Below are 20,720 nucleotides of genomic sequence, written 5' to 3'. Positions count from 1 at the left end.
ACAGCCTTACAGCCTTACAGCCTTACAGCCTTACAGCCTTACAGCCTTACAGGCTTAAAGCCTTACAGCCTTACAGCCTTAAAGCCTTAAAGCCTTACAGCTTTTAGCCTTCTTTATGTACATGAACATCCATTTGTGGGAAAGGAATGTTAAGTCCTTCATTCGGGAATGTTTTGTATACATTTTCATTCATATCGAAGAATACACCCCAGTAATCAGGTGCTTTAACCCATGCGCGAACAGTGAAGTTAACTGAACTGTCAGCAAGCTCTGCAACAGCAATTACAACAGGTGTTTCAGTTAAAATACGCTCATCGGCATCACATAATTTTTGGATAACAGCGCGTGCTTTATCAAGGTCGTCGCCATAACCAACACCAATTGTCCAATCAACACGACGTTTGTCTTCTGTTGAGAAGTTAACCATTGAACCCGTAGATAAACCGCCATTAGGAAGAATGATTGTTTTATTATCTGGCGTTTTTAGAATAGTGTTAAAAATTTGAATTTCTTTAACAGAACCAATGTGACCCTGTGCATTAATTACATCTCCAACCTTGAAAGGTTTGAAAAGTAAAATCATTACACCGCCAGCGAAGTTTTGTAATGTTCCTGATAATGCCATACCAACTGCTAAACCAGTCAGCTGCTAAAATAGCAATGAAAGAAGTCATTTCAATGCCTAACATACCAAGTACAGTAATACCTAGCATGACTTTAAGACCCATACCTGCAAGACTACACAAGAATGGTTTTAATGATGCGTCAACGTTCCCTTTTTCCATCACTGCATTTATGCCACGGACCACTAATTTAATAATCCATGAACCAATTATCCAAACCACAATCGCCATGATCAGTTTTGGGCCATATTCTAGTGTTACACTTGTTACTAAATCTAACGTTTCTTCCGGATTCATTTTTATCTTCCTTATTGTTTAACATATTTAACATTCACTGATGCGTAATGTAGCAAATCTATCAAATACTTCCAGTTATCATTTATCTTCAGAGGTAAAAAACATTATTAAGTCAAATAATAATAACTACTGATTTAGTTAATTGAGCAATTATTGTAGTAAATAGTAATTATTTGTATATAAACCACACATTTTTCAGGTGTTATAGGCAATTAAAGACAGATTTTATGGAGTAACAAAGATTTATGAGAGTAAACCTAAAGACAAAAATTAATAAAATATACAATGACTGTCTCAAAATAAAGACGCCCTAAGTTATTGATTTTATTTGTTTATGTTTTTAGTGCTTTAAAGGTGTCTGCATTTGCCGACAGATTGCTTCTTAAACAGGTTCTAATATATTGCTGTGTTTTTGTAAGTAATTGATTTTTATTGTTTATTTTTTGTTGGCACGTTTATCGCTATATGCTGTTTATCGTTAGTAAATAACGTATTGACACAATCTTAAATGTTACCTTTAAACTGGAGTTATATTATGAACAAAACACTTATCCTGGCTTTAACAGTTGCTTTCTCTTCAATGGCCTCTGCAAATGAAAACCTTGTAATGGATGAAATGAAAAGTGCTGAAATGGAAACAACTTTTGAATCAATTGATGTTGATACTGATGGTGTTATTAGTATGGAAGAAGTATCTGAACATGAAGTTTTACAGCTTGCATTTGAAGAACTTGATGTTGATAAAGATGGTTCAATTAATGAAGAAGAATATAAAAAGCTGACTGAAGTGGCTCAATAAGCAACTACTTTAATTGCTTCTTCGTCGACTGACGACACCTGTTACCAACCAGATGCTTGCCTTACTGTCTGAGCTCGCGACTGAATAAAGTATTTTGATTGGTAACGGGTATAAACCCACTAATATTCCTTTAGTCGATGAAGTTGCATTTACCTAAGCCCCTAAAAATAATTATTGCTATAGTATTATTATCTTTATTTCTTCACAATAGAGCGTTTATGTTTCGCCGTTCTGTGTTTTTTCTTGATAAGAGATAACTTTTATAATGCATCTTCCTCTGAGACTCATCCCATTAAAATACCTTGTTTTAATTGGTTTTTTAATTTCTCTTCTGCCACTTGGCCTATTTGTTTGGCAAAATACGGCGATTCAAAAGAACGTCAGTTTGTCATGGCAATCACTCACAGACAATTCTATTAAATCTGTGCGCATTGCCGTTGAACTTAATGCGCTATTGGTTGAAATTGAGCGCTCAACTAAACAGCGCTTGATCCTGCAAAGTGAGCCGATAGCGATATTAGCCAATGAAAATATCAATCGATACCATAATCAAGTTAATGCGTTTATATCCGTTGCTCCAGAGACTTTGTTAGCCTTATGTGTAGAGCAGAATGTTTTGTTAGAGTCTTTAAAAAAAGACCTGCTTAATTTACCTGAAGAAGCGCTAAATGATTTGTTAAAATCCCTCAGAGCAAATCAACAGGACCTAATGGTGCAACTTTGGAAAGGTATCGATATTTCCAAAGAACAACAGATTGAAATAGGGTTAACAAAACAAAAGCAGGTTATGCTGGGTTTATTAGGAGTGTCATTTTTAACTTTTTTATTATTACTTTCATTGAGTTCACAAATTGCTACACCGGTTAATATTCTAAAAAAGAAAATCGATCAACTTGATGAAAAACAAAATATAGCCACCACTTCTACTGATTTTAATGCTCCTAAAGAACTGTTAGAAATTAATATTCAACTAGATCGCCTTGCTCTGCGTCTGGTTAAATTAGAGATGTTACGACAATCCTTCCTACGTCATGCTTCCCATGAATTTAAAACTCCCTTAGCCAGTATTATGGAAAGTTGCGCTATTTTGAAGGAGGAGATATCGGGACCATTAACGAATATGCAAACAGAAGTGGTTGGTATTTTGGAGGATTCAACGCAAAACCTAAAACATTTAACGGAACAACTACTTGATTATAATTACCTATTACAAAATGCAGATCCTAATATTGAAAAGCATAATGTAAAAATATTAATTGATGAATCAGTAAAACGTTATCAACATTTCTTTTTAAAACGAAAACAGGATGTACAGGTAGATTGTGCTGTAACGCTTCTCGAAACCGATTCGAAATTATTTACACGAATCATTGATAATTTATTAAGTAATGCGCAGGCTTATGGTTTTGAAAATGGTAAAGTGCTAGTGAAGTTGCATGAAGGTTCAAGCAATAGTATTTTAACCGTCGCAAATACAGGCCCTAGAGTACCTGAAAATCAGAAACATCAGATTTTAGAGCCCTTTGCAAAGAGTGAAGTGCCTAGGCAGGACTCATTACTTGGCACTGGATTAGGTTTATCTATTGTGCGTGATTGTGTTCATTTATTAAATGGTGCGATCACTATTATTGATTTACCTGACTTTGATTTTGCTATTGAAATTATATTTCCTCATCATAATTAAAAGGTTTCCTGTGAGAATTCTATTATCTACTGCGTGTTTATTTTTATTGTCATCCTGTGCTTATCAACCTGGAAAGCTTGAAACGGATAGTGTCGAAGAGAATCCTTCTTTGATGAGTTGCGAGGTTTTCCCCTACGATGAGTCTGATGAACCTTGTAACTTAGTGGGTTGGCAAGCATTTGCCTATCAAGTATTGAATGCGACTGAAGAGGAACACCGCGGGGCATTCTTGCTATTAATGGGAAAGATGGATAATCACTATAAACAAATTATTTTAAGAAGCAGTCACTTTGAGCCCGATGATATTCGTCAACAGGCTATTGAAAAAATGTTTCAAATTTCCTCAGAATATAATAATGGCTTTGGGCAATTATTTTATTTATTGGCAACTTATAGCAATGTTGATCATTTAAATAAGCAAAAAATTGTACAGGTTGAAAAGAAATTAAAAGTACAAACTAGTAACAATGTTAAACTAAAAAAGCAGTTAAAGGATACACAGGCAAAAATTCAAGCAATTATGGATATTGAGCAGGATCTTAATACCAATTAGAAAAGGTAAATAACGCATCTATGGAAATATCAGATTTTTCAGCAAAACAAACACTTTCAGACCCTGTTTCTGAACCTATATTAGTGGTTGATGATGATACCAGTTTATTAAAATTACTGAGCATTCGATTACACAGTGAAGGTTATGTTGTGACTACCGCAACAAGTGTTGATATGGCTATCCGCCTGATTGCCGATCAAAAGTTTTCTGCCATATTAAGTGACTTACGTATGCCAGGAAAAGATGGTTTGTATTTACTGGATTATGTGAAAGAACACCAACCTTCGTTACCTTTGGTATTAATAACAGCACATGGTTCAATCGATGATGCAGTGATAGCAACAGAAAAGGGGGCCTTAGGGTTTATTACTAAACCTATTGATCATATTAAACTCAGGGAAGCATTAGAAAATGCGGTTGCCCAATCAGCTAAGCAAGTCACTGCAGGTTGGCATAAGCAAATTATTTTTAGAAGTGAAGTAATGCAAAAGCTGATTGATCAGGCGGGGCTAATTGCTCGTCGCGATGTTAGTATTTTGATTTCAGGCGCTAGTGGAACGGGTAAAGAGGTTTTAGCACAGGCTATTCATCGAGCAAGTGATCGTGCTCAGAAGCCTTTTATAGCGCTTAACTGTGGAGCCTTACCAGAACATTTACTTGAGTCTGAGTTATTTGGTCATAAAAAAGGTGCTTTTTCTGGTGCCATTAGTGATCACCTTGGTCTGTTTCGAGTACGCTGAGGGCGGCACATTATTTTTAGATGAAATTGGTGATATGCCGATTTCATTACAGGTTAAATTATTAAGAGTATTACAGGAAAAGTCATTACGCCCCGTAGGCAGTACACAAACTATTGATATAAACGTACGCGTTATTTCTGCAACGCATAAAAACCTGAAAACTGCGATGCAGGAAGGGGAGTTTAGAGAAGATCTGTTTTATCGAATTTGTGTGGTTAATTTATGTTTACCGAGTTTAAATGAGCGTCAAGAGGATGGTTCCTGTGCTTGCTAGGCATTTATTGGTACAGAGTGCCACAAAACATGGTGTGCAGGCGACACGCTTTTCCGATGATGCCATGCTTAAGTTATGTCAGACGCAGTGGCCTGGTAATATTCGCCAATTAGTTAATGTTGTAGAGCAGTGTGTTGCACTGACCCAGTCACCGGTGATCAGTCTATCTTTAGTTAACCAAGCTTTGTTGCATAATAGTGATTACTTCCTCAGTCTAACTGATGCTAAGGAAGCTTTTGAGCGTAGTTATATCACTCGTGTTCTTAAAATGACTGATGGGGTTGTATCAAAAGTCGCAGACGCTATCAGGAAGAAATAGAACAGACTTTTATAAATTAATTAAAAAACATCAATTGAATGTTGATGATTTTAAATTACCGCATTAAGCATTTTTTAATAACTTTTTTTATAATAGTGAGCGCTTCGTTATCCTGAGGATTGTATTCGATAAATAGTTTAGGCGCTTGCATTTTTATAGTAACCTGCCGTTATCTATCACAAATTATTTGGGTGTTCTTTCTATTCAAAGAAGCCTATTCAACAAAATGATAGCAAACAATGAAAAAGTAACCAGCCTTGCTTGCCGATGAAAATTTTCTTTACAAGGTCTAAGCGCTTTCGCATTAGTTTTCTATTTGCTAATAATCGAGGTTTTATATTATGAATATAGTTTGGACAACAAGTGAAGTCGCTCCCTATGCTAAAACAGGTGGATTGGCCGATGTATCTTACTCATTACCCTATGCACTTGCTGAAAATGGGCATAATGTTTCAGTGTTTATGCCTTATTATCCTCAGGTGATGGGAGAGAAATGCGAAGATACTGAAGTGGTATATGAGTTATTAGGAGTCCCATTTGGTGAAGGCAATGAAGAATGGGCACAAATTAGAAGACATAAAATCAGCGATAACCTTTCTTTTTATTTTATAGAGCATAATAACTTTTTTAATCGTCCTAAATTATACGATATGGATGGTCATGAATACTCAGATAATGCAGAACGCTTTATCTTCTTGAGTCGGGCCATCATGCAGGCGGTATTGGCATTAGAGATTAAAGTAGATGTATTACATACCAATGATTGGCATACCGCACTCTGTAGTATTTATTTAAAAAGTGAATTGTATAAATCCTACGCTAATTTTAGCCAAGCAAAATCTATCATCACTATTCATAATATTGGTTATCAGGGGGTATTTAATAAAGCCAACCTTTATTGGACTGGACTAGGATGGGATTATTTTAATGTTCATTGCCTAGAGTTTTTTGACCAATTGAATTTCTTAAAAGCTGGAGTCATGATTTCAGATATGGTGACAACAGTTAGCCCGACCTACGCTGAAGAAATTTTGTCTCCTGAATATGCCTTTAACTTAGAGCATCCATTACAGCATCGTGCTGTGCAGGGTAAATTAAGAGGTATTTTAAATGGTATTGATGTTAATGAATGGTCTCCTGAAACTGATACCTTAATTCCACATAACTTTTCTCATACTGACTTAACAGGTAAAGCCCTATGTAAGCAAGCATTGCAAGAAGAGCTTGGTTTAACGGTTAACCCTGATGTGCCTCTTTATGGTGTTGTATCAAGGCTCGCAGAGCAAAAAGGCATAGATGTTTTTATTGACTGTATTGATGAAATGCTTAAGGAAGACGATGTACAATTTGCAGTGATTGGCTCTGGCGATAAAGCCTTGGAAGTTGCATTGGCAAATTATGCTAAATTGTACCCGAGTAAATTTGCCTGTTTTATTGGTTATAATAATAAATTAGCGCATATGGTTGAAGCGGGATCTGACTTCTTTGTGATGCCTTCTCGTTATGAGCCCTGTGGCCTTAATCAAATGTACAGCATGAAATATGGTACTTTGCCAATTGTCAGAGCAACGGGTGGCCTTGAAGATACGGTAAACAATTTTGATGAAAAGCATCCTGAGAAATCAACAGGATTTAAACTGTATGAGCTTTACCCTGCTTCATTAAGAGATACTATGAGATGGGCGACTTCTATTTACTTTAATGATAAACCCGCCTTTAAACAAATGATCATTAACGGTATGACCACTGATTTTTCATGGCATCACACAGCTGTTGAATATGAAGAGTTATATCAACATGCTAATACTCGCTTCTAATCTTATTAACTGAGTTAAGTTAAGTTATAAAATGGCCTGAATAATCAGGCCATTTTTATTTTTGCTAGCGACTTCATGTTTTTTTGTCCTACGCCCCTTTTTATTTGATATTGGCTAATATTTGAATATCAAACTCAGTGTATTCTCATCATATAATAATGCTTTTTAAAGCGATTCTTGGATACTTAAAATAAGTTGATAATATGCACTCAAAAAAGACCATTTTTGTTTTCTCTATTTTATCACTATTCTTTTTTGCGCCAGTTGTTAATTCAAAAGAAATCGTTTTACATGCCCCTATTATGGAAGACAGTCCCAAACAACACCTTTTCTTCCATGACCTCATAAAAACAGCACTTGAAGAGTTTGGTCAAAAGCCGATACTTATTGCTAAAAAATTGCCTCAATTGCGCATGAAAAAGTATATGGATAATGGTGAGCTTTCGTTTTTTGGTCATTAGAAAATGAAGTATTAGATGATAAATATATCGCTATTAAAATTGGTCTTACTGATGGGTTAATTGGTAAAAGAGTGTTGCTAATAAAAAAGGTGATCAACCCCTTTATGATCAAGTAAAAAACTTACAAGATTTTAAACAACTAGACTTAGTGGCAGGTATGGGAAAGGGGTGGTTTGATGTTGAAATCTGGAAAAAAAATGGTCTTAAATATAAAGAAAGTTCCGGTAGCTGGCGGTCAATTTTTAAAATGATTCCCCATGGTAGAGACTACAACTATATCTCGCGTGGAGTGAATGAAGTCTTAGCTGATTCAAAGCAATATCCTAAGCTCGATATTGAAAAGAAATTGCTCTTTAATTATGACCATGATTGCTATTTTTATTTAAGTAAGGCTGGTAATCATTCTGCTAGTCAGCATCAAGATGTTATTGAAAAAGCAATGATACATGCACAAAAAACTGGCTTAATTAAACGTTTAATTAAAAAGCATTGGCCACAGGCATTAGATATTTTAAATGTTGATTCAAGAATCGAAATTCATTTGGACCTTCCAAAAACCGAAAATGTTGGCTAGGTGAGTCATAAAGGGCTTTGATTGATGACAAGTCTGCTATATGCTTTATTTACTCATTTTTAATTAAGGTTTTTATGGCATCGAATCTCCCCTAAATTCGCTAAAGTATTTTTAACCATTTTCAGTTACATCGAAGCTGTGTTGCTTATTGCAATTACGATTGCAACAATTTACGCCATGTCGAATGAATTCTTTCATGTTATGCATGAAAAAACCGTGTTATTAAATGATATCTTACTGATGTTTATTTACCTTGAAGTCTTAGCCATGATTCAGCAGTTTGTGGTTAATGGTAAAATCCCTGTTCGTTACCCTATTTATATTGCGATAATGGCTATTGCTCGTTATATCACTCTCGGCATGAAAGAGTTGCAAAGCCTAGATGTGATTTGGTTATCTTTAGTCGCTTTAATACTCGTCGCTTCGACAGTTGTGATACGTGTTGGTCAGTACTATTGGCCATATAAACAAATTGCATCTATTCGTGAAAAGAAAAGCGAAGCTGAATAATTATATTGATGACAAAACCTTTAAACCCTTGCCGGCTAAGTTTTAAAGGTTTTCACTAATTCATCAAGTTGAACGCCTAGTTCGCTAATAGTTTTACTTTCATCACTTATTTGTGCTGATAACTGGGTCGATGCATTAGATAAACTTGAAATAGTCGCAACTCGCTCATCAATATTATTTGTTACCCCAGATTGTTGTTCGACGGCTCCGGCGATATGATGATTTGCGGTAGAAATTGCATTAATCGTTTCTAAAATCGCGCCTAGAGATTGGCTTGCTTCATTCGCTTGAAGTACTGCCCCATCAGCAATTTCTCCACTGATTGAAATTGCTGAAACAGCTTCAGTGGCTTTGTTTTGCAATTGCGCAATAATATTATTAACCTCAAGCGTCGCTTCCTGTGTTCTGCCTGCTAGGGTACGTACTTCATCAGCAACAACGGCGAAGCCTCGACCTTGCTCACCGGCTCTAGTCTGCTTCAATGGTCGCGTTAAGTGCTAATAAATTAGTTTGTTCAGCAATACTTTGAATAACGGAAAGCACTGTACCAATAGAGTTACATTGAGTATTTAATTCACTGATAACATCACTTGCACTGGTTATTTCGACGGATAATTTTTGCGCGGATTTAGCTGAGTCCGTTACTATTCCCTTACTTGTTTGAGCTTCTGAGTTAGCTGTTTCTGCGAGTCCTGCTTGCTTGTGTTGCATTTTCGGCTATTTCTTTGATTGTTCCGAGCATTTCATTCGATGCTGTCGCAATTTGTGATGTTTCTGTATTCTGCTGTTCGTTACTGGTTAATGACTGTTGCGATAAAGAAGCTAAATCAATTGATGAATTGCTCATCGATTTAGATGAAATCTGGATCTCTTTAATAATATTTTGAATTTTATTGATGAATTCATTAAAGGAAACCGATAATTTTGCTATTTCATCTTTTCCTTCGACGGGAAGTCGGTGTGTTAAATCACCCTCATCACGGGCTAAATTGACCAAGGCATCGCTGGTTTTATTGAGTGGCGTAATAATGCTTTTAGCAATTACAAAAGAAGTAAAAATTAGTAGGGCGGTGATAATGCATAAATCAATTAATAGATCTCGAATAAATACTGCGAGGGTTGCTTTTACATCATCAATATAAATACCTGAACCAATGATCCAGCCCCAGGGCTTAAAGGGTTTTACAAAGGAAAGTTTTTCGACAGCTTTTTCACTACCTGGCTTGGGCCATAGGTAATCTACCACACCACCTTCTGGGCTTTGTTTTACTTTTTCAACAAAGGCTTTAAATAAAAACTTGCCATTAGCATCTTCAATTGCGGATAGGTCCTGTCCATTTAAGGCAGGTTTTATGGGATGCATAACCATAGTTGGCGAATTATCATTGATCCAAAAGTAGTTAGTATCATCATATCGAATAGCACCAATTAAAGACTTAGCAAGGTTTTGTGCTTGCTCTTCAGAGATTTCCCCAGCTTGGAATTTTTGATAATAGCTACTTGCGATACTATGGGCCGATTCAACCACATAACGCATTTCGTTGCTCTTTTTCTGCGTGTAGGATTTTATTATTCTGAATTAGAGATTGGCTGGCAATTAACAACATACCCACCACACCTAAAACAATAAATAGAGATAATTTTAGCTTCATTGAGTAACGGTTTAATAGATTCATACTAGCTATCCTTTGTATCATATTGACAATATCTGCCATTAATATTGCTACATTTAAAGGTAGTGCGAAAATAATGGAAAGCAAAAATCAGAGTCGTTAACTGTGCGCTAGCTTTATTTTTTAATTTATAGCCATCACCATTCAAGATGCAAAAATTAGCAAACTAACATAAAAATTAACTTGAAAGAGTCATTGTTGCTAGTACGATATATGCCATACCTAAGTTGTTAAATTTAATTGCACTTTTACAGCCAATACCATAAGTTTATTATTAGCTTACAAATCATTTTTATAGAGGACATTTCATGCGTTTATTACATACTATGTTACGAGTCGGTAACCTACAGAAGTCTATTGATTTTTATACTAATATTTTAGAAATGAAGTTACTTCGAAAGTCTGAAAACGAGCAGTATAAATATACACTTGCCTTTTTAGGTTACGGAGCTGAAACAGACACAACAGTTCTTGAACTTACCTATAATTGGGGAACAACGGAATATGACATGGGGAAAGCTTATGGTCATATTGCGATTGAGAGCGATGATATTTATGCAACCTGTGAAAAAATTAAAAAAATGGGTGGCTTAATCACACGTGAGCCTGGTCCTGTTAAAGGAGGGACATCGGTGATTGCCTTTGTTAAAGACCCTGATGGTTATATGATTGAATTGATAAATAAAAAAGATGCAGGCAAAGGCTTAGGTTAACAAGTTTTAATAAGCGTTTGTAAGAGTGATCTTACCAACGCTTATTCCTGCGTCACAAATTTATGAGTGAACTGTTGCTCTTTAGTGACTTTCTCTACGCCATCAAAGGAAGGCATAAAACGTTCCTTTTTAACAAAATCTAGCACAGTAGTATCTAATATTTTATGACCGCTTGATTTCACCATTTTGGGGGACTGGCTCTCGCCTTCGGTACTAACAATAAATTTTACTGTCACAGTGCCCTGTAATTTTTCTTTAATTGCTTGTTTCGGGTAGATAGGTTTATTTCCAGAAGCAACGATCGCTTCAGATAATCCATTATTATTTGAAAATGGCTTAACTACCTTTTTAAAGGTACGTTTAGGTTTATCGTTTTCAATTTCAGGCTGATTACCTGGTATTGGCTGAGTTAATTTGAGTAATGAATTACTGGCTGATACTGATGTCGTTTTAAGTGGCGCTTTTTTATTTGCAATTTCTTTTGTTGCAGAACTTTTAACCACAGGATCAGAAAGGTGTAAGTGGAAAGTCTTATCATAAAACTCCCCTTTTAATAAGGCAGACTGATGTGCTTCTGTCATTTGTATTGAATACTGCTCCGTGACTTTTTTAGTGTCTAGGGATACTACATTCTGTGCTTCTGTTTGTTCTTCAACAATGGGTTGTTCTGTTGCTGTGACTGGTGTTTCGGAAATAGTCTGTGGCATTTCAAAAATAGGAGCTTGGGTAACTGGTTCAGGGGTCGCGATGTTAGTTTTACTGTATCGGGAGATACTTTTATATTTTCTTTTATTACCTCTGAAACGTCTGAGGTTTCTGATATTGGTTGGTTTATATCAGCCACTGACATTATTATTTCAGTTGTTGCTTGTACGTTTTCTTCAATGCTTTCTTCAATACTTTCTTCAAAGCTTGGTTGTGTAACAGGAACCATTGTGTCTTCAATAGCTTGGTTTGTTGCGAGTGCTTCTGAAAGCGCCGACGAAGAAAGATTTTTATCTGATTCTTCATTGTCGATAGCGATATTTTGGGAAGTAATTTGTTGCTCTGTTGTACTGTTTAAATCAAGGGAAATGATCTTATTGTTTGTATTTATTTCTTCTTGAATAAGTTCCTTTGAAGGGACGATAACGGTTTGTTGGCTGTGGTAAAAAAACAGCGCATATAAGATTAAACTAATGATAATAAATGGAACATAACGCATCATTGTTTGTATTTACCTTATTAGTGTTATTATTTTTCTAACTGCTTAAGATGAGCTGTTTCTTGCTGTTTCTTGTAGCTCTACTTCATTAATACCGTATAACTCATGAATTTCATTTGCTGAGTTTTGGTATCGATCTAGTAATGAAGGAGGAGCATCATCGGCTACTTTTCTTTTTTAATAGGAATATTTAGTTCATCTTTATACATATCCATCAATGAAGATTGTGATGTTTTTTGTAAATCCTTCATATCTTTATGCAGGCTCACATTAACTTCATCGGAACCTTCTTTAAATTCGTAGTGGTAGGGCATCTCACTTTGCTCAGCAACGGTTTCAGTTTCCTTATCATCCGCAGTACTAGCAAGACGTTTTTCTTGTAACTTCATGATTTCACTAAGCTGATTTGTAATAAGTTGCTTTTGTTGGCAGATATGGTTGAACTCACTACCGATATTCTCTAGGTGTTGTTGTAGCTTTTGTAACTGAGTTTGAAATATTTTATAGGGAATAAAAGCAAGTAGTGATACGCACAGCCCTGTTGCTAATGGGATTAAAGCATTTGCAATTGCGCCTATTACTGCACCATTGATATTTGTTTGCATTAGGCTAATGTTATTGAATGAAAAAATTAGTTGTAATGCTGTACCTAGAAAACCTAACAGAATGGCTGTAATTACCGCACTTACTAATAATGTTTGTCCCTGAGAAAGAGAGCCGACTTGTACTTTTGCATAGGAATGCATTTTTTCTTTTGGTGAAAAGGGTAAGGTTTCAATACCATGCTTGAGCATAAGAAGTGCTGGTGTCTGTATTGTTTGCGAGCAAATTAACGCTTGTGCTTTTTCCTTTTTATTAAGAAAAGCAAAAATATCATTGATAACAGGACGCTCTTTTTGAGTTAAGTAGATCAACCATGAAAAGGCTCGTTCCAAGCTAACAATGGTAACTAAAAAAGATGTGAATAAAAGCAACCACATGACTGCGCCACCGAGCTGAAACCATTCAGGCATAGAAGCGACTATTTGTTGTATAATAGTCGGTGCGACAACAGTGCTTTTAATGACGGTGACTTCTACAGCCATTTTAATAAATCCCTAATATAAAAAATGTATAGTCAAACAGTTTGCTTATACTAACGGTTAATGGAAGTGCAATCAAAAAATGATCACAAAATTGCTATTAAAACCATTCTATTAAGGGCTTAAAAATCAGAGTAGAATGTTTTTAACCTACTTTGTTTGCTATTTTTTATATTGAAGGGTTACCAATGAGTCACAAAAAACAGTTATTTGATAATACAACTATCTTAGAAAGCATCTCAGATGGTGTTTTTAGTGTTGATCATAACTGGAAAATCACTTCATTTAATCGTGCGACAGAAGAAATTACCGGCGTAAAACGCACTGATGCATTAGGCAGTTATTGCTCTGAAGTTTTTCGTTCAAGTTTATGTGGGGAACATTGTGCGTTAAGAGAAACCTTGAAAACAGGTAAACCAATTATTGATAAAGGTTGTCATTTCATTAACAGCGGCGGTAAAAAGATACCCGTTTCTCTTTCGACTGCAGTACTTAAAGATGATTTGGGTAATGTGATTGGTGGTGCAGAAACCTTTCGTGATATATCTGAAATAGAAGCATTAAAGCAACAGCTCTCCAAGCAAGTAAAATCTGGGCCGTTAACCAGTCAAAGCCCTTCAATGGCTTCAGTACAGGCTGTCCTAGAAGCTGTTTCTGAAACATCTGCGACTCTGTTAATTATGGGCGAAACGGGGACCGGTAAAGAAGTAACTGCGAAAACAGTTCATCAACTTAGTAATCGCTCGAAACAACCCTTTATTGCGGTTAATTGCGCGACTTTACCCGAGAACTTATTAGAATCAACTTTATTTGGTCATGTAAAAGGGGCATTTACAGGTGCCTATGAGAATAAATTAGGATATTTTGCTCGAGCGAATGGAGGCACATTGTTCCTTGACGAAATTGGTGATATTTCTGGCGCCCTTCAAGTTCGTTTATTACGAGTATTACAAGAGCGAGAATTTGAACCTGTTGGTAGTAATAAACCACAAAAAACAGATGTTAGAATTATTACTGCCACCAATAAAAATCTTTCGCAACTTGTATCTCAGGATAAATTCCGAGAAGACCTTTATTATCGCTTAAATGTGATCACAATTAACCTGCCTACTCTCGCGCAACGATTTGAGGATATTCCTTTTTTAGTGGATCACTTTATTAGGCGTTTTAACAAGTTACATAAAAGAACCATTAAAGGTATTACTGCAGAGGCATTGTTAAAACTGCAATCCTACACATGGCCGGGTAACATCCGAGAATTAGAAAATAGCATTGAACGAGCTTGTATTTTATCCAAAAACAGTGAAATTCAATTAAGTAGTTTTCCTTTTATTTGTAATGAAAATACTGCTTTGGATACTCCAAAAATAGAAGTTAAAGAAAGCTTAGGCAGTAACCGGGATGAGCTTGAAAAGCAGGTAATTATCGATGCTCTGAAAAATAATAAAAGTAAAATAGCAACTGCTAAAGCACTTGGCATACATAAAACTACGCTATTCCGTAAGATGAAGAAGTACAATATAGCGTTCTAGCTTTTAACGCTTGAATGCTTGAATGCTTGAATGCTTGAATGCTTGAATGCTTGAATGCTTGAATGCTTGAATGCTTGAATGCTTGAATGCTTGAATGCATACAGCCTTACAGCTATTCAGCCTTAAGGCCTTATACCGTTCTTATATCTTATGCTTCAATAATGATTTTACATTCAAGTTTTAGCTCACAGTTAAGAGAGTTACTAATCAGGCAGATCGACTCAGATTTCTCTAATAGTTTTAATGCCATTTCTTCTTGAGTGGGATCACTAATAACAAGCGTTACTTTGTTTGTTATTTCGGTAAACTTCATGATATGGCCAACTTTTTCTAATTTTCCGAGCGATTCACAGTGAATATCTTTCCAAGCAAATTTTGATGCATTAGCAACGGCTTTAAAGGATAAAACAAAACAGCTAGCCGTAGCAGATAAAATTAGAGTTTCAGGAGACCATTGATCTCCTGGACCTCCAAACTCCGCAGGACCAGCTACCTCTTGGTCTGCTATGCCTTTGCTTGAAGCGATTAGGTTTGTATCGGGTGTGCTATTAACTTGGACGTTATATAAATGTGGTAATGCTTGCATTTAATATTTCCTTTTTGAATGTGATATGAGTGAATATGTTAATTGGTTTGTTATTATGCTGGCTATATTGATATTTTTAACCCAGATTTTGCTATTTCAACTCTGTTATTAAAGAGTTGTGAGAGTTGTCGTATCGCTTCGTCTCCGGTGCAATGTGCTGGATAATATTGTTCAATATCCTGTGCCTGTAAATAATGAAAGGTTTTGTCGAGGCGTTGCTGTGATGCACTGACAAGATGTAACCCACCGAATAGATTCGTTATTTTTGTCGTTGGTTGCGTTTGTTTTTTTATGTGCTGTAAGGTATTAATAATGCCGGAGTGGCAACATCCACAAATAACCGTTGTTCCTTCTTTACCCTCAAGCCAAAGGCTCATATCATCATTTAGCGGGTCTTTCTGAATCTTGTCTTTATCGAGATAAAAAGGGCCTCCGGTATCTTCTTTATTAGAATCACGTGGAATTTCACCGGTTATCCACAGTCCAGTGACTATCTCTGTGGGCTGAGTTACCCATTTTTTTGTTTATCGGGAAAATTGTCAATCGCTTCTATCGTATTTTGATTTAGAGATATCATTCGTGCAGGTTTATCTGGGTGTAAGGAAGACCTTGTTTGTAAACAGTCTGGGTGGGCAAAAAATAATGCATTTGGGTTTGCTAATAATAAAGATGCTAAATTGCCACCATGATCATAATGGCCGTGGCTCAAAATAATAATATCTAAATCTGAAAGAGAAATACCAAGCCTGTCCGCATTATGAAATAACACCTCATTTTGGCCATTATCAAATAAAATTCGCTTGTCTTGATGCTTAATAAAAATAGATAAACCATGTTCATGTTGTAATCCGTTGCCTGCTAGATTATCAACAAGTAAGGTAATAGTGCTCATTTAATATTCCTCAGGCTCATGATTATTGGCGTTTCATAAATCGAGCATTAGCTTTAACGGCCACCTTTTGATTAACATAAATTTCAGCTTCTACTTTATAAAGTGTTAGATAGCTTTTTATTATTTGTGCTCGAATAATCATATCAGCAGTGATTGGGATTTCAGTGAGATAGCGGATGTTCATATCTCCCGTGGCGACTTCAGCGCCACTGTTAAAAATGACATTACACATGCCTGCATCTAACAATGCGACAAGAAAACCTCCATGTAAAATGCCTTGGAAACCCTGTTGATGAATACCTCCTTTGGCTCTGCCCCAAATGCTTCCTTTTTGGTCATTATAAAAATCGAGTTTTAAACCAAAAGTTGATTGAGTGCCACATAACATACAATGCTGGTGGCTTTGCTGTTTTTCTACTTTATTTAATAATAAGGTAGCAGGTGTAAAATTTAATTTATCTATATCATCTTGTAATGAGATTTTTGGGAAATAGTCATTTTAATTCTTATCAGCTGGTTATTAAGTACTTCATCGTATGTTCAAGAAGGTTGCATGGATAAAACATTCCCGAACATAAATGTGTTTTAGAGGTATTTTTAAAGTAGAACCTATTGATTATTTCTGTGAAAATTTATGCATTTTGTCTGTGACGACCTTTTCCTAACCCTTTGTCATGGCTGTTTTGATGGCCATTTCCACTTCCTTGACCCTTTCTACTCCGTTTACCTTTTTGTATGCATTTCTCTTGAAAATCTTCTAAAGGCTGATTGTTAAGCTCATCCTTTGTAATGACACGTCCACAGCGACGAATGCGTTGCTGTTTTTGTTTGCATTGCGCTGATGGGTCTTCGTTAACTGGCGTACGAGAACAGTTTCTTTTTCTGTGCATTTTTTGCATCTCATTTTCCTTTATTGATAATTGAATAATCTTTATGAGTTAAGGTATTTGCATAATCGATTGTTTTCTCTTTTTTTACGTTTTTGGCATCCAGGCATTGTAAATTTGGGGCTGTCTAATTGGTTAAGGTGTAATGCTTCTACGATGTCATTCACTTGTCCTACTAAGAATGAAAATACTTCGCAACCTTGGAGGATTAATGTTTTTTCAAGGTAATAGGGGATTGCCCCGCAAATAACCATTTCAACATTTCCATTTAATAGCTCCTGCGCCATGGCCATTTCATTTCTCTCAATAAATGGTTTTTCAGCGCAGATATTACATTTGCTGGCGGTTGCTTCAATAAGAACCCAAGTTAAGGCTGTTTCAAATACAGGAGAAACGCGCGAGTGTGCAGTAAGTAGAGCGACTTTCATGATGTAATCTTCTTTAATGTATTAATGGTTAAAGGTTACATATAAGATTACAAGTATTGTGCCAATTGTTTAGGGTTTTATAACCCTTTGATTTTTATTGTCTTATATGGTTTTGGAAAATTAAAGCGTTTTTAAATGGTTGCATTTTAGAAGCTAATGGTTGCAATAATGCATCTATTGCAACCATGAAGGGGTGATTAAGAGGTAATGCGAAAGTGTTTACATAGGTATTATATTTTCTAGCTGAACATTCCCATTTCTGATGATTATATCCGCCTCAATTGAGAAATTAGTTTTTAAATTTTCTGCCGTAATGACTTGCTCCGGAGTACCATCACAGAGAATAGTAGTGATACCATCCTGGCGTTTACCGATGAGGATTAATCGATCACAATAGCGGGTCGCCAAATTGAGATCATGTAAAGCAGTAATAGCTGTTTTACCCGATTGAGTTAAGCTTTTTATTAGTTGTAACGTGGTTAACTGGTGACAAATATCCAAACTCGCAATAGGCTCATCTAATAAAATTGTTGGTGATTGCTGTGCCAGTGCGCGGGCAATAATGACACGTTGTTTTTCGCCTCCAGAAAGTGTATTAACGTGGCGATTTTGAAGGTGCATAATATCTGTTTGTTGCATGGCCTGCTCAATGAGTATCTTATCTTGCTTTGTTTCCAATTCAAATGCCCCTAAATAAGGATTCCGTCCCATTGCCACTAATTGTTGCACAGTAAAAGCAAAGGGTAATTCTATAGACTGAGGAACAAAAGCCAGTTGCTTTGCTATTTCTCTGCGTTTGATGCGATCGATATTTTCCCCATGTAATAAAACTTCACCAGAGTCTGCTTTTAATAAACCTAATAATAGTTGTAGTAGGGTGCTTTTACCCGCACCATTAGCGCCAATCAAGCCAACAAACTCACCTTCTTGAAAGCTCAGATTAATATCTGCAAGTTGCGGGTTTTTAGAAAAAGAGAATTGTAAATCTTTACATTGTAATGTAACTGACATTATAAATTCCCCGTAACAAAGCGTTGTTTAACTAATAGAAATAAAAAGAAAGGCGCACCAAGTGCTTGCTGTAACAACACCAAGCGGAATTGCTTGTTCTGTGAAAAAAGTATTTAAGAAAAGGTCTGCACTTAATAACGCAATTGCACCTCCTAATAAGCTTGCGGGTAATAAATAACGGTGAGAAGGCCCAAGTAAAAGACGTAAAATATGTGGTACCACTAGACCAATAAAGCCAATACCACCTACCACTGAAACAGATGCTCCTACCATTGCAGTACTAATAATCAATAAATTACGTCGTGTTTGACGGACATCAACCCCTGCAGATAATGCATGTTGTTCACCCAATAATAATAGATCTAACTGCTTGTTATAAAATAATAATAGGATGAAGCCACTGATCACAATAGGCAGAATAATAAACACATGATCCCAAGTTCTTCCATCAAGCCCACCCATTGTCCAGTATATGATCATGCGTGCTACATCCCAATTACTAAGAGAAATCGCGAGCAGAAGTGAAATAGTAGCAACATTCAGCGCGCTAACAGCAACCCCCGAGAGTAACAAGGTAGTGACACTGGTTTGGCCTCGACTTGAAGCGATACGATAGACCAAACTTAAGGATAAACCTGCGCCAATAAAAGCAAATAATGGAATTGCCCAGGGAGAAAAAGAGAAGCGCCTAGGTAAATAGCAACAACTGCTCCGACAGAGGCTCCTGATGATACACCCAATACGGAGGGAGAGGCGAGTGGGTTACGAAACATGCCCTGCATGATTAAGCCACACAATGCCAAACTCGCACCTGCCAGTAACGCAATGATAAGTCTTGGTAAACGAATATCTAAAATAATATTACGTTGCCAGTCAATAATCCTTGTATTGGGATGATCCTGAAAAATAGCTTCAATAAGAATGTCTTTAATTTGGTTGATGGAGATGTCTGTTGGCCCATTCAAAAGCGCACTGATAGTTAAGACAACAAATATTGCCAACAGTAATGCGAAAATAAAGGGAATATAACGGCTATTATTGAACATCTTGATCCATTTCTTGAAGGTTAATAGTAGGATGCAATAGTTTAGCGATAGCTTCCACCCCTTTTATTCTGTGTTGTGAAACACTGCGTAACCAAGTTCCTGGCACAGCATATACACGGTTGTTTCTAATAGCAGGTACATTTTTCCAGGCGGCTTTTGATGCTAATATTTTTGCTGGTGAGTCGGCATCCTGGTTTTGATTAAATACCCATTGGTTCATCACTATCACGTCGGGTTGCAGTGATATAGCTACTTCTTCACTTATTTTTTGCTCTCCTTCGGCAAGCACTCCTTGCGCAATATTAATACCTCCTGAGAGGGTAATTGCTTCGTCCATTAAAGAGTTACCACCGACACTGTAACCATTCATGTCGTAGTATAATACTCGTGGCTTAGGTAAGTTTTTTACCTGAGTTTGGATATGAGTAATTTGATTTTGTATCCGATTGATTACATTTTTTGCTTGTGGCTGATTGTTGGTGATTTCTGCCACTAAATTAATATTGTTAAAGATATCATTAAAGCTACGAAATTCACTTAAGCGGACAATCGCAATGCCACTGCGTAACAAGTAACGTACTGTTTCTGGATTGCTATAGGAAGCCACAAAAACTAAATCTGGTTGTAGTGCCAACATTGACTCGATTTCACCTTGAGTGCGACTAATACCTTTGTCATAAAAACCCACAATATTAGAGAGGCTTGGGTAATCGACATAGCTACTAACAGCAACAAGACGTTTGGGATCGATTAAGTCAGAAAGGATATGATCGGTTGCTAAAGTGGCTGATAAAATTCGTTGCGGTGGTTGTTTTAGTTGATAGGTAATGCCGGTAACATCGGTTAAGGTTTTTGGAAAATCATCCCCAGTTACCTGAGTTGTAAAATTTCCCTGACCTTCTTCGAAAAGTACAAAGAGCTCTTTTTTAAATTGAATAAAAACAATAAATAAGACTAATAACAGGGCAAATAACACTAATTTAAAATTATTCATGCATTTACCCTGTTAATTTAG

26 protein-coding genes and 2 pseudogenes are annotated in these 20,720 nt (G+C 36.3%); 10 read left to right on the top strand and 18 right to left on the bottom strand.

Annotation, left to right across the window (positions count from 1 at the left end):
- Nucleotides 1-103 precede the first annotated feature (103 nt).
- Nucleotides 104-583, bottom strand: coding sequence for a mechanosensitive ion channel family protein (locus tag ACLKMH_RS00750; protein ID WP_413700458.1), 480 nt, complete (start codon nt 581-583; stop codon nt 104-106).
- Nucleotides 540-920: a mechanosensitive ion channel family protein gene (locus ACLKMH_RS00745; RefSeq protein WP_413700457.1), complete on the bottom strand. Its 381-nt coding sequence runs from the start codon at nt 918-920 to the stop codon at nt 540-542. Before ACLKMH_RS00745 ends, ACLKMH_RS00750 begins: the two co-directional genes overlap by 44 nt.
- Before the next feature lie 535 nt (nt 921-1,455).
- Here ACLKMH_RS00745 and ACLKMH_RS00740 point away from each other — a divergent pair.
- The 8 genes and pseudogenes from ACLKMH_RS00740 (at nt 1,456) to ACLKMH_RS00705 (ending at nt 8,651) form a co-directional block, all read left to right on the top strand.
- A complete protein-coding gene (locus tag ACLKMH_RS00740; RefSeq protein ID WP_413700456.1) occupies nt 1,456-1,719 on the top strand; it encodes an EF-hand domain-containing protein in 264 nt (87 codons plus the stop codon).
- A 265-nt stretch (nt 1,720-1,984) separates the two neighbouring features.
- Nucleotides 1,985-3,403 (top strand): sensor histidine kinase, encoded by a 1,419-nt coding sequence (locus ACLKMH_RS00735; protein WP_413700455.1) that lies wholly within the window; start codon nt 1,985-1,987, stop codon nt 3,401-3,403.
- Nucleotides 3,404-3,413: 10 nt separating this feature from the next.
- Nucleotides 3,414-3,956, top strand: a complete 543-nt coding sequence (locus ACLKMH_RS00730; protein ID WP_413700454.1) for a hypothetical protein — start codon at nt 3,414-3,416, stop codon at nt 3,954-3,956.
- A 20-nt stretch (nt 3,957-3,976) separates the two neighbouring features.
- Nucleotides 3,977-5,356: pseudogene (locus ACLKMH_RS00725) on the top strand (sigma 54-interacting transcriptional regulator).
- A 274-nt stretch (nt 5,357-5,630) separates the two neighbouring features.
- Complete coding sequence (gene glgA, locus ACLKMH_RS00720) at nt 5,631-7,106, top strand: glycogen synthase GlgA (protein WP_413700453.1); 1,476 nt, start codon at nt 5,631-5,633, stop codon at nt 7,104-7,106.
- Between the two features lie 203 nt (nt 7,107-7,309).
- Nucleotides 7,310-7,567: a hypothetical protein gene (locus ACLKMH_RS00715; protein ID WP_413700452.1), complete on the top strand. Its 258-nt coding sequence runs from the start codon at nt 7,310-7,312 to the stop codon at nt 7,565-7,567.
- Nucleotides 7,568-7,724: 157 nt separating this feature from the next.
- Entirely contained in the window at nt 7,725-8,141 is a 417-nt protein-coding gene (locus tag ACLKMH_RS00710; protein ID WP_413700451.1) for a hypothetical protein, read from the top strand.
- A gap of 141 nt (nt 8,142-8,282) precedes the next feature.
- Nucleotides 8,283-8,651 (top strand): phosphate-starvation-inducible protein PsiE, encoded by a 369-nt coding sequence (locus tag ACLKMH_RS00705; protein WP_413700450.1) that lies wholly within the window; start codon nt 8,283-8,285, stop codon nt 8,649-8,651.
- 35 nt (nt 8,652-8,686) lie between these two features.
- Here the strand turns inward: ACLKMH_RS00705 and ACLKMH_RS00700 are convergent, their stop codons facing one another.
- From ACLKMH_RS00700 to ACLKMH_RS00685, 4 genes are read right to left on the bottom strand one after another with little or no spacing between them, the layout of a single operon-like run.
- Entirely contained in the window at nt 8,687-9,133 is a 447-nt protein-coding gene (locus ACLKMH_RS00700; RefSeq protein ID WP_413700449.1) for a methyl-accepting chemotaxis protein, read from the bottom strand.
- A complete protein-coding gene (locus ACLKMH_RS00695) occupies nt 9,120-9,362 on the bottom strand; it encodes a methyl-accepting chemotaxis protein (RefSeq protein ID WP_413700448.1) in 243 nt (80 codons plus the stop codon). Before ACLKMH_RS00695 ends, ACLKMH_RS00700 begins: the two co-directional genes overlap by 14 nt.
- Nucleotides 9,325-10,188 carry a cache domain-containing protein gene (locus ACLKMH_RS00690; RefSeq protein WP_413700447.1) on the bottom strand — a complete coding sequence of 288 codons (864 nt, stop codon included), beginning with the start codon at nt 10,186-10,188 and terminating at the stop codon, nt 9,325-9,327. Before ACLKMH_RS00690 ends, ACLKMH_RS00695 begins: the two co-directional genes overlap by 38 nt.
- Nucleotides 10,172-10,327, bottom strand: coding sequence for a hypothetical protein (locus tag ACLKMH_RS00685; RefSeq protein WP_413700446.1), 156 nt, complete (start codon nt 10,325-10,327; stop codon nt 10,172-10,174). The genes ACLKMH_RS00690 and ACLKMH_RS00685 overlap by 17 nt, the downstream gene beginning before the upstream one ends.
- Nucleotides 10,328-10,632: 305 nt before the next feature.
- On the opposite strand from ACLKMH_RS00685, the gene gloA reads away from it, so the two are divergent.
- Complete coding sequence (gloA, locus tag ACLKMH_RS00680) at nt 10,633-11,037, top strand: lactoylglutathione lyase (RefSeq protein WP_413700445.1); 405 nt, start codon at nt 10,633-10,635, stop codon at nt 11,035-11,037.
- A gap of 41 nt (nt 11,038-11,078) precedes the next feature.
- On the opposite strand, the gene ACLKMH_RS00675 is transcribed toward gloA, so the two are convergent.
- The 3 genes from ACLKMH_RS00675 to ACLKMH_RS00665 all read right to left on the bottom strand — a co-directional run bounded on the left by ACLKMH_RS00675 (nt 11,079) and on the right by ACLKMH_RS00665 (nt 13,326).
- Nucleotides 11,079-11,744, bottom strand: coding sequence for an energy transducer TonB (locus ACLKMH_RS00675; protein WP_413700444.1), 666 nt, complete (start codon nt 11,742-11,744; stop codon nt 11,079-11,081).
- Nucleotides 11,663-12,244: a hypothetical protein gene (locus tag ACLKMH_RS00670; protein WP_413700443.1), complete on the bottom strand. Its 582-nt coding sequence runs from the start codon at nt 12,242-12,244 to the stop codon at nt 11,663-11,665. Before ACLKMH_RS00670 ends, ACLKMH_RS00675 begins: the two co-directional genes overlap by 82 nt.
- Before the next feature lie 161 nt (nt 12,245-12,405).
- Nucleotides 12,406-13,326: a MotA/TolQ/ExbB proton channel family protein gene (locus ACLKMH_RS00665; protein WP_413700442.1), complete on the bottom strand. Its 921-nt coding sequence runs from the start codon at nt 13,324-13,326 to the stop codon at nt 12,406-12,408.
- A 185-nt stretch (nt 13,327-13,511) separates the two neighbouring features.
- Here ACLKMH_RS00665 and ACLKMH_RS00660 point away from each other — a divergent pair, with 185 nt between their 5' ends.
- Nucleotides 13,512-14,855, top strand: a complete 1,344-nt coding sequence (locus ACLKMH_RS00660; protein WP_413700441.1) for a sigma-54 interaction domain-containing protein — start codon at nt 13,512-13,514, stop codon at nt 14,853-14,855.
- Nucleotides 14,856-15,003: 148 nt separating this feature from the next.
- Here the strand turns inward: ACLKMH_RS00660 and ACLKMH_RS00655 are convergent, their stop codons facing one another.
- The 9 genes and pseudogenes from ACLKMH_RS00655 to ACLKMH_RS00615 all read right to left on the bottom strand — a co-directional run bounded on the left by ACLKMH_RS00655 (nt 15,004) and on the right by ACLKMH_RS00615 (nt 20,699).
- Nucleotides 15,004-15,441: an OsmC family protein gene (locus ACLKMH_RS00655; protein WP_413700440.1), complete on the bottom strand. Its 438-nt coding sequence runs from the start codon at nt 15,439-15,441 to the stop codon at nt 15,004-15,006.
- A gap of 62 nt (nt 15,442-15,503) precedes the next feature.
- Nucleotides 15,504-15,818, bottom strand: a complete 315-nt coding sequence (locus ACLKMH_RS00650) for a hypothetical protein (RefSeq protein ID WP_413700439.1) — start codon at nt 15,816-15,818, stop codon at nt 15,504-15,506.
- Nucleotides 15,819-15,949: 131 nt separating this feature from the next.
- Nucleotides 15,950-16,333: an MBL fold metallo-hydrolase gene (locus tag ACLKMH_RS00645; protein ID WP_413700438.1), complete on the bottom strand. Its 384-nt coding sequence runs from the start codon at nt 16,331-16,333 to the stop codon at nt 15,950-15,952.
- A 22-nt stretch (nt 16,334-16,355) separates the two neighbouring features.
- Nucleotides 16,356-16,721, bottom strand: coding sequence for a PaaI family thioesterase (locus ACLKMH_RS00640; protein WP_413700437.1), 366 nt, complete (start codon nt 16,719-16,721; stop codon nt 16,356-16,358).
- A gap of 244 nt (nt 16,722-16,965) precedes the next feature.
- A complete protein-coding gene (locus ACLKMH_RS00635) occupies nt 16,966-17,232 on the bottom strand; it encodes a hypothetical protein (protein ID WP_413700436.1) in 267 nt (88 codons plus the stop codon).
- A gap of 32 nt (nt 17,233-17,264) precedes the next feature.
- Nucleotides 17,265-17,648 (bottom strand): hypothetical protein, encoded by a 384-nt coding sequence (locus ACLKMH_RS00630; RefSeq protein WP_413700435.1) that lies wholly within the window; start codon nt 17,646-17,648, stop codon nt 17,265-17,267.
- A 219-nt stretch (nt 17,649-17,867) separates the two neighbouring features.
- Nucleotides 17,868-18,659 carry an ABC transporter ATP-binding protein gene (locus tag ACLKMH_RS00625; protein WP_413700434.1) on the bottom strand — a complete coding sequence of 264 codons (792 nt, stop codon included), beginning with the start codon at nt 18,657-18,659 and terminating at the stop codon, nt 17,868-17,870.
- 27 nt (nt 18,660-18,686) lie between these two features.
- Nucleotides 18,687-19,705 (bottom strand): annotated as a pseudogene (locus tag ACLKMH_RS00620) (FecCD family ABC transporter permease).
- On the bottom strand, nt 19,695-20,699 hold the full coding sequence (locus ACLKMH_RS00615; protein WP_413700433.1) for an ABC transporter substrate-binding protein: 1,005 nt from the start codon (nt 20,697-20,699) through the stop codon (nt 19,695-19,697). The pseudogene ACLKMH_RS00620 and the gene ACLKMH_RS00615 overlap by 11 nt, the downstream one beginning before the upstream one ends.
- Nucleotides 20,700-20,720: the final 21 nt, after the last annotated feature.

Origin of the sequence: Psychromonas sp. KJ10-10 (genome assembly GCF_047323245.1) — a bacterium.
Lineage (GTDB): Bacteria > Pseudomonadota > Gammaproteobacteria > Enterobacterales > Psychromonadaceae > Psychromonas.
This window is presented reverse-complemented; position numbering and strand designations above follow the sequence as displayed.